The organism is Streptomyces sp. NPDC030798, assembly GCF_055572275.1.
This window is the reverse complement of record NZ_JBVIDR010000004.1, coordinates 515,998-532,278: the sequence shown is the minus strand read 5'-3', so window position 1 is coordinate 532,278 and position 16,281 is coordinate 515,998. Positions and strand designations below refer to the sequence as shown.

Genomic DNA, 16,281 nt, shown 5'->3' with positions numbered 1-16,281 from the left:
CCCGCCACAACCCCGACGGCAACCTCGAATACATCGGCCGCACCGACCACCAAATCAAAATCCGCGGCTTCCGCATCGAACCCGGCGAAATCGAAGCGACACTGACCAACCACCCCGACATCGCCCAAGCAGCCGTCGTCGTCCAGCGTGATCAGCCCGACAACACGCGCCTGATCGCCTACGTCGTCGCCGACACCGACGCGCCGAAGAGCGCGGAGGAGGAGGAGACCCAGATCGGCGAGTGGCAGGATCTGTACAACTCCCTCTACTCCGAGCCCGCTTCGGTGTTCGGTGAGGACTTTTCCGGATGGAACAGCAGTTACGACGGTGCGCCGATCCCGCTGCCGGAGATGCGTGAGTGGCGTGAGGCGACGGTCGAACGGATCCGGGGGCTGAGGCCCCGCCGCGTGCTCGAGATCGGTGTGGGCACCGGTCTGGTCCTCGCCGGGCTGGCGCGCGAGTGCGAGGAGTACTGGGGCACCGACTTCTCCCCCACCGTCATCGCGGAACTCCAGCGCCACGTCGACGCCGATCCCGAACTCGCCCGGCGGGTGACGCTGCGGGTGCAGGCCGCCCACGAGCACGGGGAGCTGTCGGAGGGGCACTTCGACACGGTCGTCCTCAACTCGGTGGTGCAGTACTTCCCGAACGCGCGCTACCTGGAGCAGGTGATCGAGCAGGCCTTCCGGCTGCTGGCTCCGGGCGGGGCCCTGTTCATCGGTGACGTCCGCAACCCGAGGCTGCTGCGCACCTTCACCAGCGCCGTCCAGACCGCACGAGCCGAGGACCCGCACGACACCGCCGCCATCCGCCGCGCCGTCGAGCAGAGCCTCGTCCTGGAAAAAGAACTCCTCGTCGACCCCGAGTACTTCACCGCCCTCACCCACCACCTCCCCGACCTCGCCGGCACCGACCTCCAACTCAAACGCGGCACCGCCCACAACGAACTCACCCGCTACCGCTACGACGCCACCCTCTACAAAACCGGCATCACCCCACACCCCCTCACCGACGCCCCCACCCGACCCTGGGCCGGGGACCGGGACGCGCTGGCCGAGGAGCTGCGGGTCGATCGGCCCGGCCGGCTGCGGGTGACCGGGGTGCCCAACGCGCGGATCGCGGGGGACCTCGCGGTGCAGCGGGCGCTCGACAGCGGGACGGCCGCGGTCGCCGGGCGCGCGTCCGGTGTCGACCTGGAGGACCTTCGCCGCCTGGGCGAGGAGCACGGTTACTGGACCGCCGTGAGCTGGAGCCCGCACGATCCGGCCGCCGTCGAGGTCACCTACCTGCGGCGCGATCTGCTGGGCGACGGCGTGCCGGTGGGCTCGTACCTGCCGTCGGGCGCCGCCGGTCCCGGTACGCCGCTGTCGGCGTGGACCACCAGCCCGGCCATCCGCCGGGACACCGGCGCCCTGGTCACCGCCCTGCGCGAGCACGTCCGGCGCCAGTTGCCCGAGTACATGCGTCCCGCGGCCATCGTTCCGCTGGACCGGCTCCCGCTCACCGCCAACGGCAAGCTCGACCGTGCGGCGCTGCCGGACTTCGCTCCGGAGCGCGCCGATGTCGGCCGGGCGCCGGCCACACCGCAGGAGCAGGTCGTGTGCGAGCTGTTCGCCGAGGTGCTGGGCCGGCCGGTGGTCGGTGTGGACGAGGACTTCTTCGAGCTGGGCGGGCACTCGCTGCTGGCCACGCGGCTGATGGCCCGGCTGCGGGCGTCCTTCGGTGTCGAGCTGGGGCTGCGGAGCCTGTTCGAGGCGCCGACCCCGGCCGGGATCAGTGCGCGGCTCGACGTGGACGACGCCGACGGCTCGTACGAGGTGGTGCTGCCGCTGCGGACCGGGGGTGAGCGGCCTCCGCTGTTCTGCATCCATCCGGGCGGCGGCCTGAGCTGGTCGTACAGCGCGCTGCTGAAGCATCTCGGTCCGCAGTATCCGCTGTACGGGATCCAGGCGCGCAGCCTGGCGCGGGCGGAGCCGCGGCCGGGCAGTGTCGAGGAGATGGCGGTGGACTACGCCGATCAGATCCAGTCGGTGCAGCCGCACGGGCCGTACCACTTGGCCGGCTGGTCGTTCGGCGGTCTGTGCGCGCACGCGCTGGCGGCGGAGTTCCAGCGGCGTGGCGAGCCGGTCGCGCTGGTCGCGGTGCTCGACGTGATCCCGGACTGGCAGGGTCTGACGCATGCCGATGTGCCCGCCCCCGACGACCGGGTGATGCTGCTGTACCACGTCGGTCTCGTCGACGACGGCAGTCACCGGTACGACGACGGGGAGCTGACCTTCGCCCAGGCGCGGGAGATCCTGCGCCGTCAGGGCAGCGTGCTGGCCAACCTGGAGGAGGACCGGCTCGCGACGATCACCGAGATCTCGGCGAACAACACCCATCTGACCATCGACTACCGGCCCGGCCCCATCGACGGGGACCTGCTGCTGATCGCCTGCTCCGAGCAGCAGGACCCGCCGGTCGAGGCCGCCGCCTGGCAGCCGTACGTACGGGGCACCGTCGAGTCGCATGTGGTGCCCGGTGACCACGGGTCCATGCTGACCCGGCCGGACACCCTGGCCGGGATCGGCCGGATCCTGTCGGCCAAGCTGCAGGAGCTCCACGGCGACCAGTGACGTGCGGAGACCGCCCACAAGGCACCCACCGTCCGCTTTCTTGCGGGACCTACACCCCGAGGACTGACAAACGATGCTGACCGACGTGCTCTCCGTCGACCTGGCCAAGGCTCTGGCGGCCGTGGACGGCTGGCTGAGCGACTACATCCGTCAACCGCACGGCGAGCTGGGACGCCCCGGCCCGGTGTGCCCGTTCGTCGAGCCGGCCCAGCGCGCCGACGCGCTGGAGATACGGGTCAGGCTGGTGGGCCCCACCCCGAGCCAGACCCTCATCGACGAGATCGTCCGCTGTGCCCTGGACGAGTTCAGCGAGGTCGACTGGAAGGCCGGCAATCCGAATCTGCGCTCGCTGCTGCTCGTCCTGCCGGACCTGCCGCCCGAGCACCTGCACTTCCTGGACGCGGCGCACGCCGCGCTGAAGCCGGAGAGCGTGCGCCGGGGGCTGATGATCGCGCAGTTCCACGAGAAGTGCCGGGAGAAGGCCGCCCGCAACCCGGCGTTCGAGGTGAGTTACTCCCCCGTGCCGATGATGGCGGTGCGGTCCATGGCGATCCACGACGTGCTGTTCCTGACGGAGCGGCGGGAGTGGTTCGAGGAGTACGCCAAGCGCTTCGGGTCGCGCTATCGCAGTTCCGGCCACGGCATCGACCCGCTGCTGACCGAGCTGTACGAGCGGGCGCGCGCCGTCCATGGGTCGGGGAGCTGAGCGGATGCCCGACGGGACCTGCCCTGGGGGCGGGCGATGAGCGGGGAGGCCGTGTACCGGGGGATGGATCAGGCCACGCTCGACCGGCAGTACTCGCCCAGTTCCCGCGTGCCGAGCCTCGACGCCTATGTCCGCGACTACGAGCGGCTGAGCGCGGCCGCCCGCCGGGACCACGCGGTGCGGACCGCTCTGGCCTACGGCCCGCACCCGGCCGAGCTGCTGGACTACTTCCCCGGTTCGGGCGCGGGGTCCGCTCCGCTGCTGGTGTTCGTGCACGGCGGGAACTGGCAGGCGCTGGGCCGGGCCGAATCGGCTTTCTCGGTACCGGCGTTGCTGGCGGCGGGGGCGGCGGTCGCGGTGCTGGAGTACGGGCTGGCGCCGCAGGTCGGGCTGGACGCGATGGCGGGCATGGTGCGCCGGGGCGTGGACTGGCTGCTGCGGCACGCGGACGGGCTGGGCTTCGACGCGCGGCGGCTGCACCTGTGCGGCACCTCGGCCGGTGCTCATCTTTCCGCGATGGCGCTGCTGCCCGACCCGTCGGACGGGCCCGACGTGTCCGGGCGGATCGCCGGGGCGGTGCTGCTGAGCGGCATGTACGACCTGGAGCCGGTCCGGCTGTCGTACGTCAACGAGGCGCTGCGGCTGGACGCGTCGGGCGCGCGCCGCAACAGCCCGCTGCACCTGCTGCCGGACCGGCTGCCCGGCACGGTCGTCGCGCGGGGCGGCAACGAGACCGAGGAGTACGTCCGCCAGCACGAGCGGATGGTGGCGGCGCTGCGCCCCCGGGCCGCGGTCACGGAGGTCGTCGCGGAGCGGCGCGACCACTTCGACCTCCCTTACGACCTGGGGGTGCCCGGCACCGGGCTGGGCGACGCGGTGCTGGCGCAGATGGGACTGGGAGGAACGACCGCATGACCACCGAACAGACCGCCCAGGACGCCGGGCGGGGCCTTGGGTGTCCGCTGTCCGCGGGCGTCCCGCCCGGGACCACGCCGTACGCGTCCTATGCGCGGATGGACGAGTTGCTGGCGCTGCAGCATCCGCTGAGCCGGGCCGACACCGAGCCGGGTTTCATCATCATGAGCCAGGTGAAGGAGCTGCTGTTCAAGCTGCTGCACACGGAACTCGGCACAGCCCGCGACCAGTTGGACGGCGACCGGCTCGGCGAGGCGCTGTGGACACTGCGCCGTGCCGCGCGGGTGCAGCAGGTGCTGCTGGTCAGCTGGGAGACGTTCTCGGTGCTGTCGCCCGTGGAGTTCGCCGAGTTCCGGGACGTCCTCGGAGCGGCCTCGGGGTTCCAGTCGGCCGGCTACCGGCGGCTGGAGTTCCTGCTCGGCAACAAGAATCCGGCGATGGCCGAGCCGCACCGGAACACGGCCGGCCACGACGCCGTGGTGCGCCAGTTGCACGAGCCGAGCCTGTACGACGCGGCGCTCGCGCTGCTGGTGCGGCGCGGACTGCTCACGGCGGCGGACGACTCCGGGGGCCGGGACGCCACGCGGCCGTACCGGAGCGGCCCGGAGGTCGAGGCGGCGTGGCGGGCGGTCTACCTGGACCCGGCCCGCCATCACGACCTGCATCTGCTCGCCGAGGCGTTGATGGACACCGCCGATCAGTTCGCCCGCTGGCGCTACACGCATCTGGTGACGGTGCAGCGGATGCTCGGCGCCAAGCCGGGCACGGGCGGCACCGAGGGCGTGGCCTGGCTGGCCCGGATCAGCGAGCACCGATTCTTCCCGGAGCTGTGGTCCGTGCGTTCGACGCTCTGACCTGCCGACGACTTGAGAGAAGGAGAGCCCATGGAGGGCGGGATCCCGCGCGCGGCGGCCGAGGAACTGGACGCGGCCGATCCGCTGGCCGCGTTCCGGGAGCGGTTCGTCGTCGACGATCCGGACCTGATCTATCTGGACGGCAACTCGCTGGGCCGGCTGCCCGCCGCCACCCCCGACCGGCTGCGCGAGGTGGTCGAGGAGGGCTGGGGCCGGGGACTGGTGCGGTCGTGGCAGGGCTGGATCGACTGGGGTGCCCGGCTCGGCGACCGCCTCGCGGAGCATGTGCTGGGTGCCCGGCCGGGCGAGGTGGTGATCTCGGACTCGACGTCGGTCAACCTGTACAAGCTGGCCGGGGCCGCCCTGGACGCGGCGCCGGGGCGTGGCACGGTCCTGGTGGACGCCGAGGACTTCCCGACCAACCGGTACGTCGTGCAGGGTCTGGCCGACGGGCGGGGGCTGCGGCTGCGCCGGCTCCCCTCCGCTCTGGACGGCGGGCTCGACCTCGGGGTGCTGCGCGACGCCCTGGACCGGGACGTCGCGCTGGTGGTGCTGTCGCTGGTGTCGTACCGCAGCGGTGCGCTGCTGGACATGGCGCGGGTGAACGAGCTGGCCCGGGCGGTGGGCGCCCGGGTGCTGTGGGACCTGTCGCACGCGGCCGGTGCCGTCCCCGTCGAGCTCGCGGCGACCGGCGCGGAGCTGGCCGTGGGCTGTACGTACAAGTACCTGAACGGGGGCCCGGGTTCGCCCGCGTTCCTCTATGTGCGCCGGGATCTGCAGGCCGGGCTGCGGCAGCCGGTGTGGGGCTGGTTCGGGCAGAGCGAGCAGTTCCTCATGGGGCCGGACTACGACCCGGTGCCGGGCATCGAGCGCTTCCTGGTGAGTACGCCTGCGTTGCTGTCGCTGGCGGCGATCGATCCGGCGCTCGACCTGGTCGAGGAGGCCGGCGTGGCGCGGATCCGGGCGAAGGGGCTGCTGCTGGGCCGGCTGGCCGACGAGCTGGCCGACGCCTGGCTGGCCCCGCTGGGTTTCAGGGCCGCCTCGCCCCGTCCCGTGGAGTTGCGCGGCTCCCATGTGTCGCTGTACCACCCCGACGCCTGGCGGATCTGCCAGACGCTGGCCGCGGACGCGAAGGTCGTCTGCGACTACCGGGTCCCGGACCGGCTGCGGATCGGTCCGTCCCCGCTCTACACCCGGTTCACCGAGGTCTGGGACGCGCTGGCCCGCATCCGCGACACGGTGGCCGGCGGCGCCCACGTCTCCCGGCCCGCCGGCCTGGCCCGGGTGACCTGACCGCCGGGCCGCCCTCGTGACCTTTCACCGCCCCACCCGACCCCCGCGATACGGAGTGCTCATGGCAGACGCGTCCCCGCTCACCACCGACGGACTGGTCCGGATCCTGTTCGGCTCCTCGGCCTTCCAGATGCTCAACGCGGGCCGCAACCTCGGCCTGTTCGCCCTGCTGCACCGGCGGCCCGGGCTGACCCCGCAGGAGGTCGGGCGGGAACTCGGCCTGGCCGAGCGTCCGGTGCAGATCCTGCTCCTGGGCACCACCGCCCTCGGGCTGACGTACCGCCAGGACGACGGCTGTCACAATGCCGAGGTGCTCGACGGGCTGTTCAGTGACGGAACGTGGGAGATCATCGAGGATCTGATCGAGTACGAGGAGCGGATCGTCCGCCCCGCCGAGGTCGACTTCACCGAGTCCTTGCGCCAGAACACCAACGTCGGCCTGCGACGGATCAAGGGGACGGGTCCTGACCTGTACCACCGGCTGTCCGCGGACCCGGAGCTCGAGCAGCTCTTCTACCGCTGCATGCGGTCCTGGTCCCGGCTGTCCAACCCGGTCCTGGTGGAGAAGGCCGACCTGACCGGGGTGCGCCGGGTGCTCGACGTGGGCGGTGGCGACGGGGTCAACGCCATCGCGCTCGCCCGGGCGAACCCCGGCGTGGAGTTCACGGTGCTGGACCTGCCGGGCACCGTCGAGATCGCCCGCCGCCGGATCGCCGAGAACGGCCTGGCCGACCGGATCTCGGTGCGGGCCGCCGACATCTTCGCCGACGCCTATCCGCCGGGGCACGACTGCGTGCTGTTCGCCAACCAGTTGGTGATCTGGTCGCCGGAGGAGAACGTGCGGCTGCTGCGCAGGGCCCACGCGGCGCTGCCGGACGGCGGGCGGGTGCTGGTGTTCAACGCCATGTCCGACGACAGCGGCGACGGCCCGCTGTACGCGGCGCTCGACAACGTGTACTTCGCGACGCTGCCCGCCGCGAGCAGCACCATCTACCGGTGGGGTCAGTACGAGGAGTGGTTCGCCGCGGCCGGCTTCGTGAAGTCCGAGCGGCTGCCGGGCGGACGGTGGACGCCGCACGGCGTGATCAGCGCGGTCAAGTGACGCCCCAGCGAGAAGCGGAGCCGGCCATGTCCCTCACGTCCCCCGACGCCCGTCCGACCGGCACCGGCGCCGCGTGCCCCGCCGGTCCGCACGACCCGCACGACCCGCACATGATGGACCCGGATCTGCTGGCGGACCCCTTCGCCGGCTACGGGCGGCTGCGCGAACAGGGACCGGTGGTGCGCGGCAGATTCGTCGACGGCACTCCGGTGTGGTTCGTGACCCGGTACGACGACGTCCGCGCGGTGCTGCGTGACCCTCGGTTCGTCAACACCCCCTCCCACGTGCCCGGTCAGGGCGGCGCGGATCCGCGCGAGGGCATGATGGAGCTCCTCCAGGTGCCCGAGCATCTGCGGGTCTATCTGCTCGGTTCGATTCTGGACAGCGACCCGCCGGACCATCCCAGGCTGCGCCGTCTGGTGACCCGGGCGTTCGCGGCGCGCCGGATCCTGGCGCTGCGGCCCGGCATCGAGCGGACCGCGGAGCGGCTGCTGGCCGGGCTGCCGGGACGGGAGGAGGACGGCGCCGTCGATCTGCTGGAGCACTTCGCCTATCCGCTGTCGATCAGGGTGATCTGCGAGCTCGTCGGCATCCCGGCGGCCGATCTCGACCAGTGGCGGGAGTGGGGTGGCGACCTGGTGTCGATGCGCCCGGAGCGGCTGCGGCACTCCTTCCCGGTGATGATCGAGTACTGCCACAAGCTGGTCGCACAGCGGCGCGCCGCGCCGCGGGACGATCTGCTGAGCGAGCTGATCCGGGCGCAGGACCACGACGGCGGGCGGCTCAGCGACACCGAGACGGTCACCATGGTGCTCACCCTGGTGCTGGCCGGCCACGAGACGAGCGCGCACCTGATCGGCAACGGCACCGCCGCCCTGCTCACCCACCCCGACCAGCTCGCGCTGCTGCGCGGGGACCCGGGGCTGCTGCCGCGCGCGGTGCACGAGCTGATGCGCTGGTGCGGGTCGGTGCAGGTGGCGCGGCTGCGGTACGCCACCGAGGACCTGCGGCTCGCGGGTGTGCCCGTCGCCCGCGGTGACGCGGTCCAACCGGTGCTGGTGTCGGCCAACTTCGACCCCCGGCACTACCCGGACCCGGACCGGCTGGACGTCACGCGCCATCAGGAGGGGCAGGCGGAGAACCACGTCGGTTTCGGCCATGGCATCCACTACTGCCTGGGCGCGACCCTGGCCCGCCAGGAGGCCGAGGTGGCGTTCGGCGGGCTGCTGGCGCGCTACCCGGACCTGGCCCTCGCGGGTGATCCGGAGCTGGACCGGGCCCGGCTTCCGGGCAGTTGGCGGCTGAACGCGCTGCGGCTGCGGCTGCGGCCGTGAGGGTCCCGGCACAGCACTGAGGGCCCCACGGTGTCCGCCGTGGGGCCCTCAGCCCTGGGGGGTGGCCGGCTGCCGGGCCGGTCAGCCGTCGGTGACGGCGATGGCCTGGACGGGACAGGACAGCGCGGCCTGGGTGGCCTGCCGCCGGGTCGCCGCCTCGGCCGCTCCGGGCATCAGCGTGGAGTAGCCGTCGTCGTCCTGGGTGAACACGTCGGGTGCGGTCAGGGCGCACTGCCCCGAGCCGATACAGGTGCGGTGGTCGATACGGATCTGCATGGAAGGGCCCTCTTCGGTGCTCGGCGGTCGGACCGTCAGGGGCCGAGTTCGCGGGCTGCGGCACGGTCGAGGGTGAGCAGTATCCACTCCTCGAAGTCCCGGTCGCCCTTCGACGCGGCCTCGCGCCAGCGCTCGACGCGGTCGCTGGGAACGCTGATCCGGGGCAGGCCGGCGCGCGCGGGCGGCGCGGTCCGGTTCCCCCTGCGGCTCTCCCGCAGGTGGAGTCTGAGCTCGTTCCTGGACCAGCCGTGCCGCTCGGCCCGGTCGAGCCAGGTGTCGGCCTCGGTGGGGGGCAGGGAGGCGACCTCGGCGTGATGGCCGAAGCTCAGGGTCTCACGCCGGCGCCAGAGCTCGAAGTGCCGGGCCACCCACGCGTAGTTGCGCAGGGTCTGGTAGTCGAGGCCGGCGGCCCGCACGCCGGTCTGGTAGCGGTCGGCGTAGCGCTCCTGGCCGTAGACGAGCCAGTCGCCCAGGCACCAGGCGGAGGAGTCGGCGATCTGGAAGATGTGCAGTCCGGCCTTCTCCCACCGGTCGTACGGGAGGGTGGCCGGGAGCTTGAGGCCGACGCGGGTGGTCATGATCCGGTCCTGGCCGGCCGTCCGGCGGGGGAGCGCCCCGTCCCCCGCCCTGCGGCCGACCGGTAATTGACGGTTTTGCTGGTCGTGCTTGGCGATTTGCTGCAACGGCTTTCTCCTGGGATTGAGGCACTGACGCATCTCGCACCAGTCGTCGCTGCTTGAGTCATCAAGCTGGCAAGCTGCTAAAAACCGTAGATCACGGCCACAGATGCCGTCAATGAACACTTCCGGCCGGGGTGTGAACGATTGCGGCGGAAACCTTTTCCATCGATACGACTCCCTGTCAGGTTGCTTTCGCCGGCCGGTCGGGTACCGGCTTCACCGCGGCCTCGACGCCGTCGAGGATCACCTCGAGCCCGACCCGGAACGCCTCCGCCGCCTCGCGCTCCATGTACGACTCCGCGCCGCCCGCGTCCTTCTCGGCATCGGCGACGGCGGTGGGGGTCGCCCGCGACTCCAGCTCCGCGAGCGCGGGGAAGCGCTCGGCGAAGTCGGGCGCCACCTCGGTGAGCAGAGCGGACCGCTCCGCCCACCACTCCTCGTCGGACACCCCGGTCTCCGGCGCCGCCTGCCGGTGTTCCGCGGCGACCCGGGCCATGCCCCGGACGAACTGGAACAGCACGGCGATCACGCGCCGCAGCCGCAGCGGGTCCAGGCCGACGCCGCCGAGGATCCGCACCACCGTCTCGAGCTGGGCGTATTCGCCCGGCCCGAGCACGGGCCGGGCCTGGGAGACCTGCAGCACCCAGGGGTGGCGCAGATAGAACGCCCAGACGTCGTCGGCCCAGGCCGTGATCGCCGGGCGCCACCCGGCGTCCGTGTCGTAGTCGGTGGGCAGTTCGGCCAGCACCCGGTCGTGCATGAGGTCGACCAGTTCGCTCTTGCTCGGCACGTAGGTGTAGAGCGCCATGGCGGTGCGCCGCAGCCGCGCCCCGACCGCCCGCATGGACAGGGCCGCCATGCCCTGCTCGTCGGCCACCTCGACCCCCGCGTCGACGATCGTGTCGACGTCGAGTCCGGGCTTGGGCCCGGGGCCGGTCCTGATGTCCGGGGAATCGGCCGACCGCCAGAGCAGAGCCATGGAGCGGCGGGCGTCGCCCTGTCCGGCAAAAACAACCACCTTGCATCTCCTTACTACATAAAGTAACCTCACCCGAGGCATCTCTTTACGGTGTAAAGATACCAGGTGGAAACCGGCCCACCCCCCCGGGATGCCGACGTTCTCGGAAGGTTTTCCATGGCAGAGCTCCCTGTCTCGTTCCTCCAGGTCATCGACGTCACGCAGGTCACCCCCCGGATGGCCCGCGTGACGTTCGAGGCCGACCGTCTCGACGACTCCGTCGGCCGCAGCCCCGACCAGCAGCTGAAGCTCTGCTTCCCCCGGCCCGGCCAGCAGGAGCCCGTCCTGCCCGAGCAGTCCGACGACGCGACGAGCTGGTACCAGGCGTTTTTGGCCATTCCGGAGGAGGAGCGGCCGTGGATGCGCAGCTTCACCCTCCGCCGGCGCCTCCCCGGAACCAGCACCGTCGAGATCGACTTCGTCCTGCACGGCGACACCGGCCCCGCCACCCGCTGGGCCGGCTCCGCCAAGCCCGGCGACCGGATCGGCATGGTCGGCCCGTCGGCGGTCTACGCCCGGCCCGTCTCCCTGACGGATTCGATCAACGGCGCCGACTGGCTGCTGCTGGTCGGCGACGAGACGGCGCTGCCCGCCATCGGCACCCTGCTGGAGGCCCTGCCGGAGGGGACCCGCGCGGTGGCCTACCTGGAGATCGCCGACGGCGCCGAACAGCAGACCTTCGAGACGGCCGGCGACGTCACCCTGCACTGGCTGTACCGCGACGGCGTCCCGGCCGGCCGCAGCGACGTGCTGGCCGACGCCGTCCGCGCGGCCGAGTTCCCCGAGGGGCGCCCCTTCGTCTGGCTGGCCGGCGAGTCGGGCACGGTGCGGGCGCTGCGCCGGCACCTGGTGGACGAACGCGGGCTGGACAAGAAGTCGATCGACTTCAGCGGCTACTGGCGGTTCAAGCTGACCCAGGACGACGCCCCGACCGCCGAGGACATGGCCGAGGCGCAGGAGCGGCTCGCCGAGTACCAGGCCGCCGCCGACGACCACTCCTGACGAACCGCGGCCGGAGTCCGCCACCCGTCCGGGCGCCACCGTGACCCGGCCGGACAGCGGCCGGCACGAGAGAGGGATCCCATGATCACAGTGCGAGGTCTCGCCCGCCGGTTCACCCTGCGGGGGCGCACCGTCGACGCCGTGAAGGGTGTCGACATCGACGTGGCGGCCGGGGAACTGGTCGGGTTCCTCGGCCCCAACGGGGCGGGGAAGACCACCACGTTACGCATGCTGACCACCCTGCTGCGCCCCACCGGCGGAACCGGCACCGTGGCCGGCTGCGATCTGCTGAACGACCCTCAGGGCGTCCGGCGCCGGATCGGCTACGTCGCCCAGGGCGGCTCCACCTGGCCGGAGTCCAGGGTGGCGGAGGAGATCGAACTGCAGGCCCGGCTGTACGGCCTGTCCCGGGCCGAGGCGCGGCGGCGCGGCGCGGCGCTGGCGGAGCGGCTCGACCTGGCCGGCCTGGACCAGCGTCCCGCCAAGACCCTCTCCGGCGGCCAGCGCCGCCGGCTGGACATCGCGCTCGGGCTGGTCCACGAGCCGGCGCTGGTCTTCCTGGACGAACCCACCACCGGCCTGGACCCGCAGAGCCGGGCCAATCTGTGGGAGCACGTGCGCCGGATGCGCGCCGAGCAGAACATGACCGTCTTCCTCACCACCCACTACCTCGACGAGGCCGACGCCCTGTGCGACCGGATCCTCGTCACCGACCACGGCACGATCGTCGCCGAGGGCACCCCGGACGAGCTCAAGGCCCGGGTCGCCGGTGACGCGGTCACCGTCGAGGTCGCCGCGGGCCGGGCCGCCGAGGCGGCCGGCCTGGCCGAACGGCTGTCCGGCGCGCACGAGGTGACCGTCACCGCCGACACCGTGCGCTTCCGGGTGCCGCGCGGCGACGCGGCCCTGCCGGAGCTGCTGCGCACTCTCGACGGGAACGGGATCGCCATGGCCTCCGTCAAGGTCAACCGGCCCACCCTGGACGACGTGTTCCTCGGCCTGACCGGGCGCTCCCTGCGCGACGGCGAGGCCGCGCCCGAGGCGAGGGAGGCCGTCCGTGCTGCGTGACACCCGGCTGATCTTCCTGCGGGACATGAGGCTGTCGCTGCGCAATCCGACCTGGCTGATCATCGGGATCATGCAGCCGCTGCTGTATCTGTTCCTCTTCGGCCCGCTCATGGTGACCGTGGTCGACCACACCCCCGGCTTCCCGCCCGGCGACGCCTGGGAGGTGCTCACCCCGGCCCTCATCGTGCAGACGGCGCTGTTCAGCGGCTCCTTCGCCGGCGTGGGGCTGCTCACCGAGTACCGGGTCGGCGTGGTCGACCGCTTCCGCGGCACCCCGGCCAGCCGGTCGGCGCTGCTGTTCGGCAAGGTCCTCGCGCAGGCCGTGCAGGCCACCGCGCAGTCCGCGCTGATCGTGCTGGTGACCCTGCTGGTCTTCGGCCTCGACGCCCCGGTGACCGGCATGCTGCTCAGCCTGGTGATCGCCGCGGTCCTGGCCATCACGCTGTCCTCGGGGTCGTACGCGCTGGCGATGGTCCTCAAGAGCGAGGCCGCGTTCCCCTCGCTGATGAACGCCGTGCTGCTGCCGCTCCTCCTGCTGTCCGGCGTGCTGCTGCCGGTCACCCGGGAGCTGGCCCCCGGCTGGCTCTACCAGCTGGCCCGGATCAACCCGCTGACCCATGTGGTCGACGCCGAACGCGCCGCGTTCCGGGGGGACATGAGCGCGACGGGGCTGCTGACCGGCTCCCTCGTACTGTTGCTCATGGCCGGGCTCGCCCTGCTGTGGGGCACCCGGACCTTCCAGAAGGAGAACGCCTGACGGCGCCGCAGCGCCGTCCCACCGGACCGGGCTCCCCCTCGTCCCCCGGAGGGGGAGCCCACCCGTCTGTGCCGGTGCCCCCGATGCGAGGAGAGGGATGACCACGCATCCCGGGGCTCCGGCTCAGCGTTCGCGGACCACCCGGCCGTCGACGACCTCAGGTCCACCTGCGCCTCGGTGATCTCGGGCGGGTCGAGGAGGCCGGCCCGCGGCCCCCGCAGCTCCGGCGATCCGCAATATCCGGCAGACCCGGGAGATCCACGGCCCCGGGCCGCCCCGGTGCCGCCTGCGGCTCCCTACAATTCGGCTCCGAACGAGCAGACGTCCCGCCGCGTCCAGACGAAGGAGCCGCCATGCCCGGCCATCGATCGATCACCGAAGCCGAGAAGCTCGCCGCGGCGAAGCTGGGCGGCTTCCCGGTCCGCCGGGACCAGATGGCGGCCGTGGCGAACATCTACCGGGCCGCCGCCGCGGTGCGCCAGCACCTGGAGAACTCCGTGCTGCGCGAGTCCGACCTGACCTGGACGGCTTTCGTCGTGCTCTGGGTGGTCTGGGTGTGGGGCGAGTCGGAGACCCGGCACGTGGCGGAGGAGGCGGGCATCTCCAAGGGCACCCTGACCGGCGTCGCGCGCACCCTGGAGAACCGGGGCCTGCTGCGCCGCGCGGGCCATCCGAGCGACGGGCGGCTGGTGCTGCTCAGCCTCACCGACGAGGGCGAGGAATTCATGCAGCGGGTGTTCCCGGCGTTCAACGACGAGGAGGCCTTCGTCACCGCCCGGCTCACCGACGCCGAGTGCCGCAGCCTCGCCGAGGCGCTGCGCAGCGTCGTGCTCCAGGTCGAGGAGCACGGCGAGGATCGGCGGCAGAACCTGCTGAACGGCGCCGAGCCCGCACCCCGCCGCAGCGGCCGCCGCGCCCGGAACTGACCCCCGCCCCCAAGCAGTGGCGTCGGGCGCGTGACGGACAGGGAAAGAAGGGCCGCCGGCCGGTCAGGGGACGCGAAAGGCGAGGCCGGGCTGCGCCTGCCGCGCGAGGCGTCCGTGTCCGGCCGGCGTCCGGCCGCCGACGGCGGCGCGCACGCCACCCTGTCCGGTGCGGGGGCGACCCGGCGTCCGCGGCCGCCGCGTCATGGCGCGCGCAGGGGGTTGGGCAGGGGCAGGTAGCGGGCGGCGGCGCCGTCCGCGCCGGTCCAGCGCAGGAGGAGGTTCGTCTTGCCGGGGAGGGTGGGCGAGGCGAGGAGCGCGGGGATCTCCGGGAGCGGGTGGCGGGCCAGTTCGCGACGGGCCGCGGGCCAGGGGTCGAGGCCGGGGTGGTGCTCGGCGAGGGCGCCGGCGATCTCGGTGAGGTGGTTGACGACCAGGCAGTACACCAGTCGCTCCCAGCCGGCGGCGCGGGTGACGTCCCCGAGCAGCTTGGCGCCCTCGGCGTCGCGGAACAGCGCCTGGACGGGCGTACCGGCCGGGTCCACGGCCACCAGGGTGTTCTGCAGATGGGCCTCGAGGACCAGCCCCTGGTCGTGGAAGGCGGTGAGGGCGGGCGGGACGACCTGCCGCAGGTACGCCTCCCACCACCCCTCCGGGTCGGCCGCGGCGGCCGCCGGGCTGCCCTCGAAGCCCTCGGCGAGCCCGGCGGCGAGCAGCGGGGTCGCGCCGGGCAGGAGGTGGCCGCGCAGCCCGTCCCGGACGAGGACGGCGAGTTCCTCGAAGGCGAAGGCGGCGGTGCGGTAGCCGCGGTCGCTCAGCCAGGCCGCGGGCGGGCCCAGCGCGGCGAAGGCACGGCCGGCGGCGGTGTCGGTGCGGCGCAGCCGGAGCAGGTCGTGGCGCCACAGCCGGCGGATGTCGTTGGTGATGCGGACGTCCAGGCTGAACTTCAGGAACAGGTCGCGCCGGGGTTCGTAGAGGGTGCGGACGGCCGCCGTGGGCCAGGCGTCGAAGGCGGTGGTGCCGAGCCGGAGGAGGCGGCCGTCGGCGAAGGCGGGGGCGAGCTCACGGGCGACGAGACCGAGCTGCCAGGGGTGGGCGGGCAGCAGCCGGTAGCCGGGCGGGGCGGTCGCGAGGGCGTCGAGCGCGCGGGTGTCGCCCTCCTCGGCGACCTGGTCCTCGCGGACACCGAGCAGCACCAGCGGGAAGTGCGCGTGGGCCTCCGGGGCATAGGGCAGCCAGGAGGCGACCGGGCCGCCGCCGCGGGCCTTCGGGGCCGGATGGTGGGGGTGGCCGGTGATCAGGGACTGCTCGGAGCGCAGATAGGGGTCCGCGGGCGGGGTCGCCCGGGCGCGGGCGGTGAGCAGCGCGGCGACCGCGTCCCGGCTGTCGGTCATCTCGGTGGGCAGGTCGCCGCCGGGCAGCCCGGTGTGCCGGCGCAGTTCCTCGGCGACCAGTTTGACCAGCTCCGGGTGGTCGAGGCGGTGCCAGACGCCGGCGGTGCGCAGCTCGGGTTCGGCAGGGCGCCGGCCGGGGCGCACGCGCAGCAGGCGGCCGGTGCCGGGCAGCCGGTAGACCCTGCGCTCGCCGGAATCGGGGAGTGGCTCGGCCACCTCGCGCAGCAGGCAGTTGAGGAGGGGGGCGGCCGCGTACGCGTCGGCGCGCTGTCCGACGGCGTCGGCGGGAGGCTTGAGGTCCACGCGATCCATTCGTCCTTCGTCAGTCCTTCGTCAACGGGACC

At 72.9% G+C, this 16,281-nt stretch carries 15 protein-coding genes; 11 read left to right on the top strand and 4 right to left on the bottom strand.

The genetic code is table 11. From position 1 onward, the window contains the following. The 7 genes from ACZ404_RS12940 to ACZ404_RS12910 all read left to right on the top strand — a co-directional run. Window positions 1-2,615, top strand: a 2,615-nt coding sequence (locus ACZ404_RS12940) for a thioesterase domain-containing protein (RefSeq protein WP_468438983.1), incomplete at its 5' end; no start/stop codon positions are given. A 73-nt stretch (window positions 2,616-2,688) separates the two neighbouring features. After that, window positions 2,689-3,321 carry a DUF6875 domain-containing protein gene (locus tag ACZ404_RS12935; RefSeq protein ID WP_468438982.1) on the top strand — a complete coding sequence of 211 codons (633 nt, stop codon included), beginning with the start codon at window positions 2,689-2,691 and terminating at the stop codon, window positions 3,319-3,321. A 36-nt stretch (window positions 3,322-3,357) separates the two neighbouring features. Then, the gene (locus tag ACZ404_RS12930) at window positions 3,358-4,236 is read left to right on the top strand and encodes an alpha/beta hydrolase (protein ID WP_468438981.1); all 879 of its coding nucleotides are present in this window, start codon (window positions 3,358-3,360) and stop codon (window positions 4,234-4,236) included. Then, window positions 4,233-5,090 carry a tryptophan 2,3-dioxygenase gene (locus tag ACZ404_RS12925; RefSeq protein ID WP_468438980.1) on the top strand — a complete coding sequence of 286 codons (858 nt, stop codon included), beginning with the start codon at window positions 4,233-4,235 and terminating at the stop codon, window positions 5,088-5,090. The genes ACZ404_RS12930 and ACZ404_RS12925 overlap by 4 nt, the downstream gene beginning before the upstream one ends. A 30-nt stretch (window positions 5,091-5,120) precedes the next feature. Next, complete coding sequence (locus tag ACZ404_RS12920) at window positions 5,121-6,383, top strand: kynureninase (RefSeq protein WP_468438979.1); 1,263 nt, start codon at window positions 5,121-5,123, stop codon at window positions 6,381-6,383. A 61-nt stretch (window positions 6,384-6,444) separates the two neighbouring features. Next, on the top strand, window positions 6,445-7,485 hold the full coding sequence (locus tag ACZ404_RS12915) for a methyltransferase (protein WP_468438978.1): 1,041 nt from the start codon (window positions 6,445-6,447) through the stop codon (window positions 7,483-7,485). Window positions 7,486-7,511: 26 nt separating this feature from the next. Next, the gene (locus ACZ404_RS12910; protein ID WP_468438976.1) at window positions 7,512-8,819 is read left to right on the top strand and encodes a cytochrome P450 family protein; all 1,308 of its coding nucleotides are present in this window, start codon (window positions 7,512-7,514) and stop codon (window positions 8,817-8,819) included. An 81-nt stretch (window positions 8,820-8,900) separates the two neighbouring features. On the opposite strand, the gene ACZ404_RS12905 is transcribed toward ACZ404_RS12910, so the two are convergent. The 3 genes from ACZ404_RS12905 to ACZ404_RS12895 all read right to left on the bottom strand — a co-directional run bounded on the left by ACZ404_RS12905 (window position 8,901) and on the right by ACZ404_RS12895 (window position 10,793). After that, window positions 8,901-9,095: a ferredoxin gene (locus ACZ404_RS12905; RefSeq protein WP_468438974.1), complete on the bottom strand. Its 195-nt coding sequence runs from the start codon at window positions 9,093-9,095 to the stop codon at window positions 8,901-8,903. Window positions 9,096-9,130: 35 nt separating this feature from the next. Then, window positions 9,131-9,673, bottom strand: a complete 543-nt coding sequence (locus ACZ404_RS12900) for an LmbU family transcriptional regulator (RefSeq protein WP_468438972.1) — start codon at window positions 9,671-9,673, stop codon at window positions 9,131-9,133. 283 nt (window positions 9,674-9,956) lie between these two features. After that, on the bottom strand, window positions 9,957-10,793 hold the full coding sequence (locus tag ACZ404_RS12895) for a TetR/AcrR family transcriptional regulator (RefSeq protein ID WP_468438971.1): 837 nt from the start codon (window positions 10,791-10,793) through the stop codon (window positions 9,957-9,959). A gap of 117 nt (window positions 10,794-10,910) precedes the next feature. Between ACZ404_RS12895 and ACZ404_RS12890 the strand changes: the two genes are divergently transcribed. From ACZ404_RS12890 to ACZ404_RS12875, 4 genes are all read left to right on the top strand, one after another. Next, the gene (locus ACZ404_RS12890) at window positions 10,911-11,795 is read left to right on the top strand and encodes a siderophore-interacting protein (RefSeq protein ID WP_468438969.1); all 885 of its coding nucleotides are present in this window, start codon (window positions 10,911-10,913) and stop codon (window positions 11,793-11,795) included. 81 nt (window positions 11,796-11,876) lie between these two features. Continuing rightward, window positions 11,877-12,863: an ATP-binding cassette domain-containing protein gene (locus tag ACZ404_RS12885; RefSeq protein WP_468438967.1), complete on the top strand. Its 987-nt coding sequence runs from the start codon at window positions 11,877-11,879 to the stop codon at window positions 12,861-12,863. Next, on the top strand, window positions 12,853-13,620 hold the full coding sequence (locus ACZ404_RS12880) for an ABC transporter permease (protein WP_468438965.1): 768 nt from the start codon (window positions 12,853-12,855) through the stop codon (window positions 13,618-13,620). Before ACZ404_RS12885 ends, ACZ404_RS12880 begins: the two co-directional genes overlap by 11 nt. Window positions 13,621-13,973: 353 nt before the next feature. After that, on the top strand, window positions 13,974-14,546 hold the full coding sequence (locus ACZ404_RS12875) for a MarR family winged helix-turn-helix transcriptional regulator (RefSeq protein ID WP_468438963.1): 573 nt from the start codon (window positions 13,974-13,976) through the stop codon (window positions 14,544-14,546). Window positions 14,547-14,746: 200 nt separating this feature from the next. On the opposite strand, the gene ACZ404_RS12870 is transcribed toward ACZ404_RS12875, so the two are convergent. Continuing rightward, window positions 14,747-16,249 carry an IucA/IucC family protein gene (locus ACZ404_RS12870; RefSeq protein WP_468438961.1) on the bottom strand — a complete coding sequence of 501 codons (1,503 nt, stop codon included), beginning with the start codon at window positions 16,247-16,249 and terminating at the stop codon, window positions 14,747-14,749. Window positions 16,250-16,281: the final 32 nt, after the last annotated feature.

What these genes read in the sequence shown, in the direction of transcription:
- ACZ404_RS12900 (WP_468438972.1), bottom strand. Translation starts at nt 9,673, where the DNA reads ATGACCACCCGCGTCGGCCTCAAGCTCCCGGCCACCCTCCCGTACGAC.
- ACZ404_RS12915 (WP_468438978.1), top strand. Translation starts at nt 6,445, where the DNA reads ATGGCAGACGCGTCCCCGCTCACCACCGACGGACTGGTCCGGATCCTG.
- ACZ404_RS12920 (WP_468438979.1), top strand. Translation starts at nt 5,121, where the DNA reads ATGGAGGGCGGGATCCCGCGCGCGGCGGCCGAGGAACTGGACGCGGCC.
- ACZ404_RS12930 (WP_468438981.1), top strand. Translation starts at nt 3,358, where the DNA reads ATGAGCGGGGAGGCCGTGTACCGGGGGATGGATCAGGCCACGCTCGAC.
- ACZ404_RS12905 (WP_468438974.1), bottom strand. Translation starts at nt 9,095, where the DNA reads ATGCAGATCCGTATCGACCACCGCACCTGTATCGGCTCGGGGCAGTGC.
- ACZ404_RS12910 (WP_468438976.1), top strand. Translation starts at nt 7,512, where the DNA reads ATGTCCCTCACGTCCCCCGACGCCCGTCCGACCGGCACCGGCGCCGCG.
- ACZ404_RS12870 (WP_468438961.1), bottom strand. Translation starts at nt 16,249, where the DNA reads ATGGATCGCGTGGACCTCAAGCCTCCCGCCGACGCCGTCGGACAGCGC.
- ACZ404_RS12890 (WP_468438969.1), top strand. Translation starts at nt 10,911, where the DNA reads ATGGCAGAGCTCCCTGTCTCGTTCCTCCAGGTCATCGACGTCACGCAG.
- ACZ404_RS12885 (WP_468438967.1), top strand. Translation starts at nt 11,877, where the DNA reads ATGATCACAGTGCGAGGTCTCGCCCGCCGGTTCACCCTGCGGGGGCGC.
- ACZ404_RS12925 (WP_468438980.1), top strand. Translation starts at nt 4,233, where the DNA reads ATGACCACCGAACAGACCGCCCAGGACGCCGGGCGGGGCCTTGGGTGT.
- ACZ404_RS12875 (WP_468438963.1), top strand. Translation starts at nt 13,974, where the DNA reads ATGCCCGGCCATCGATCGATCACCGAAGCCGAGAAGCTCGCCGCGGCG.
- ACZ404_RS12935 (WP_468438982.1), top strand. Translation starts at nt 2,689, where the DNA reads ATGCTGACCGACGTGCTCTCCGTCGACCTGGCCAAGGCTCTGGCGGCC.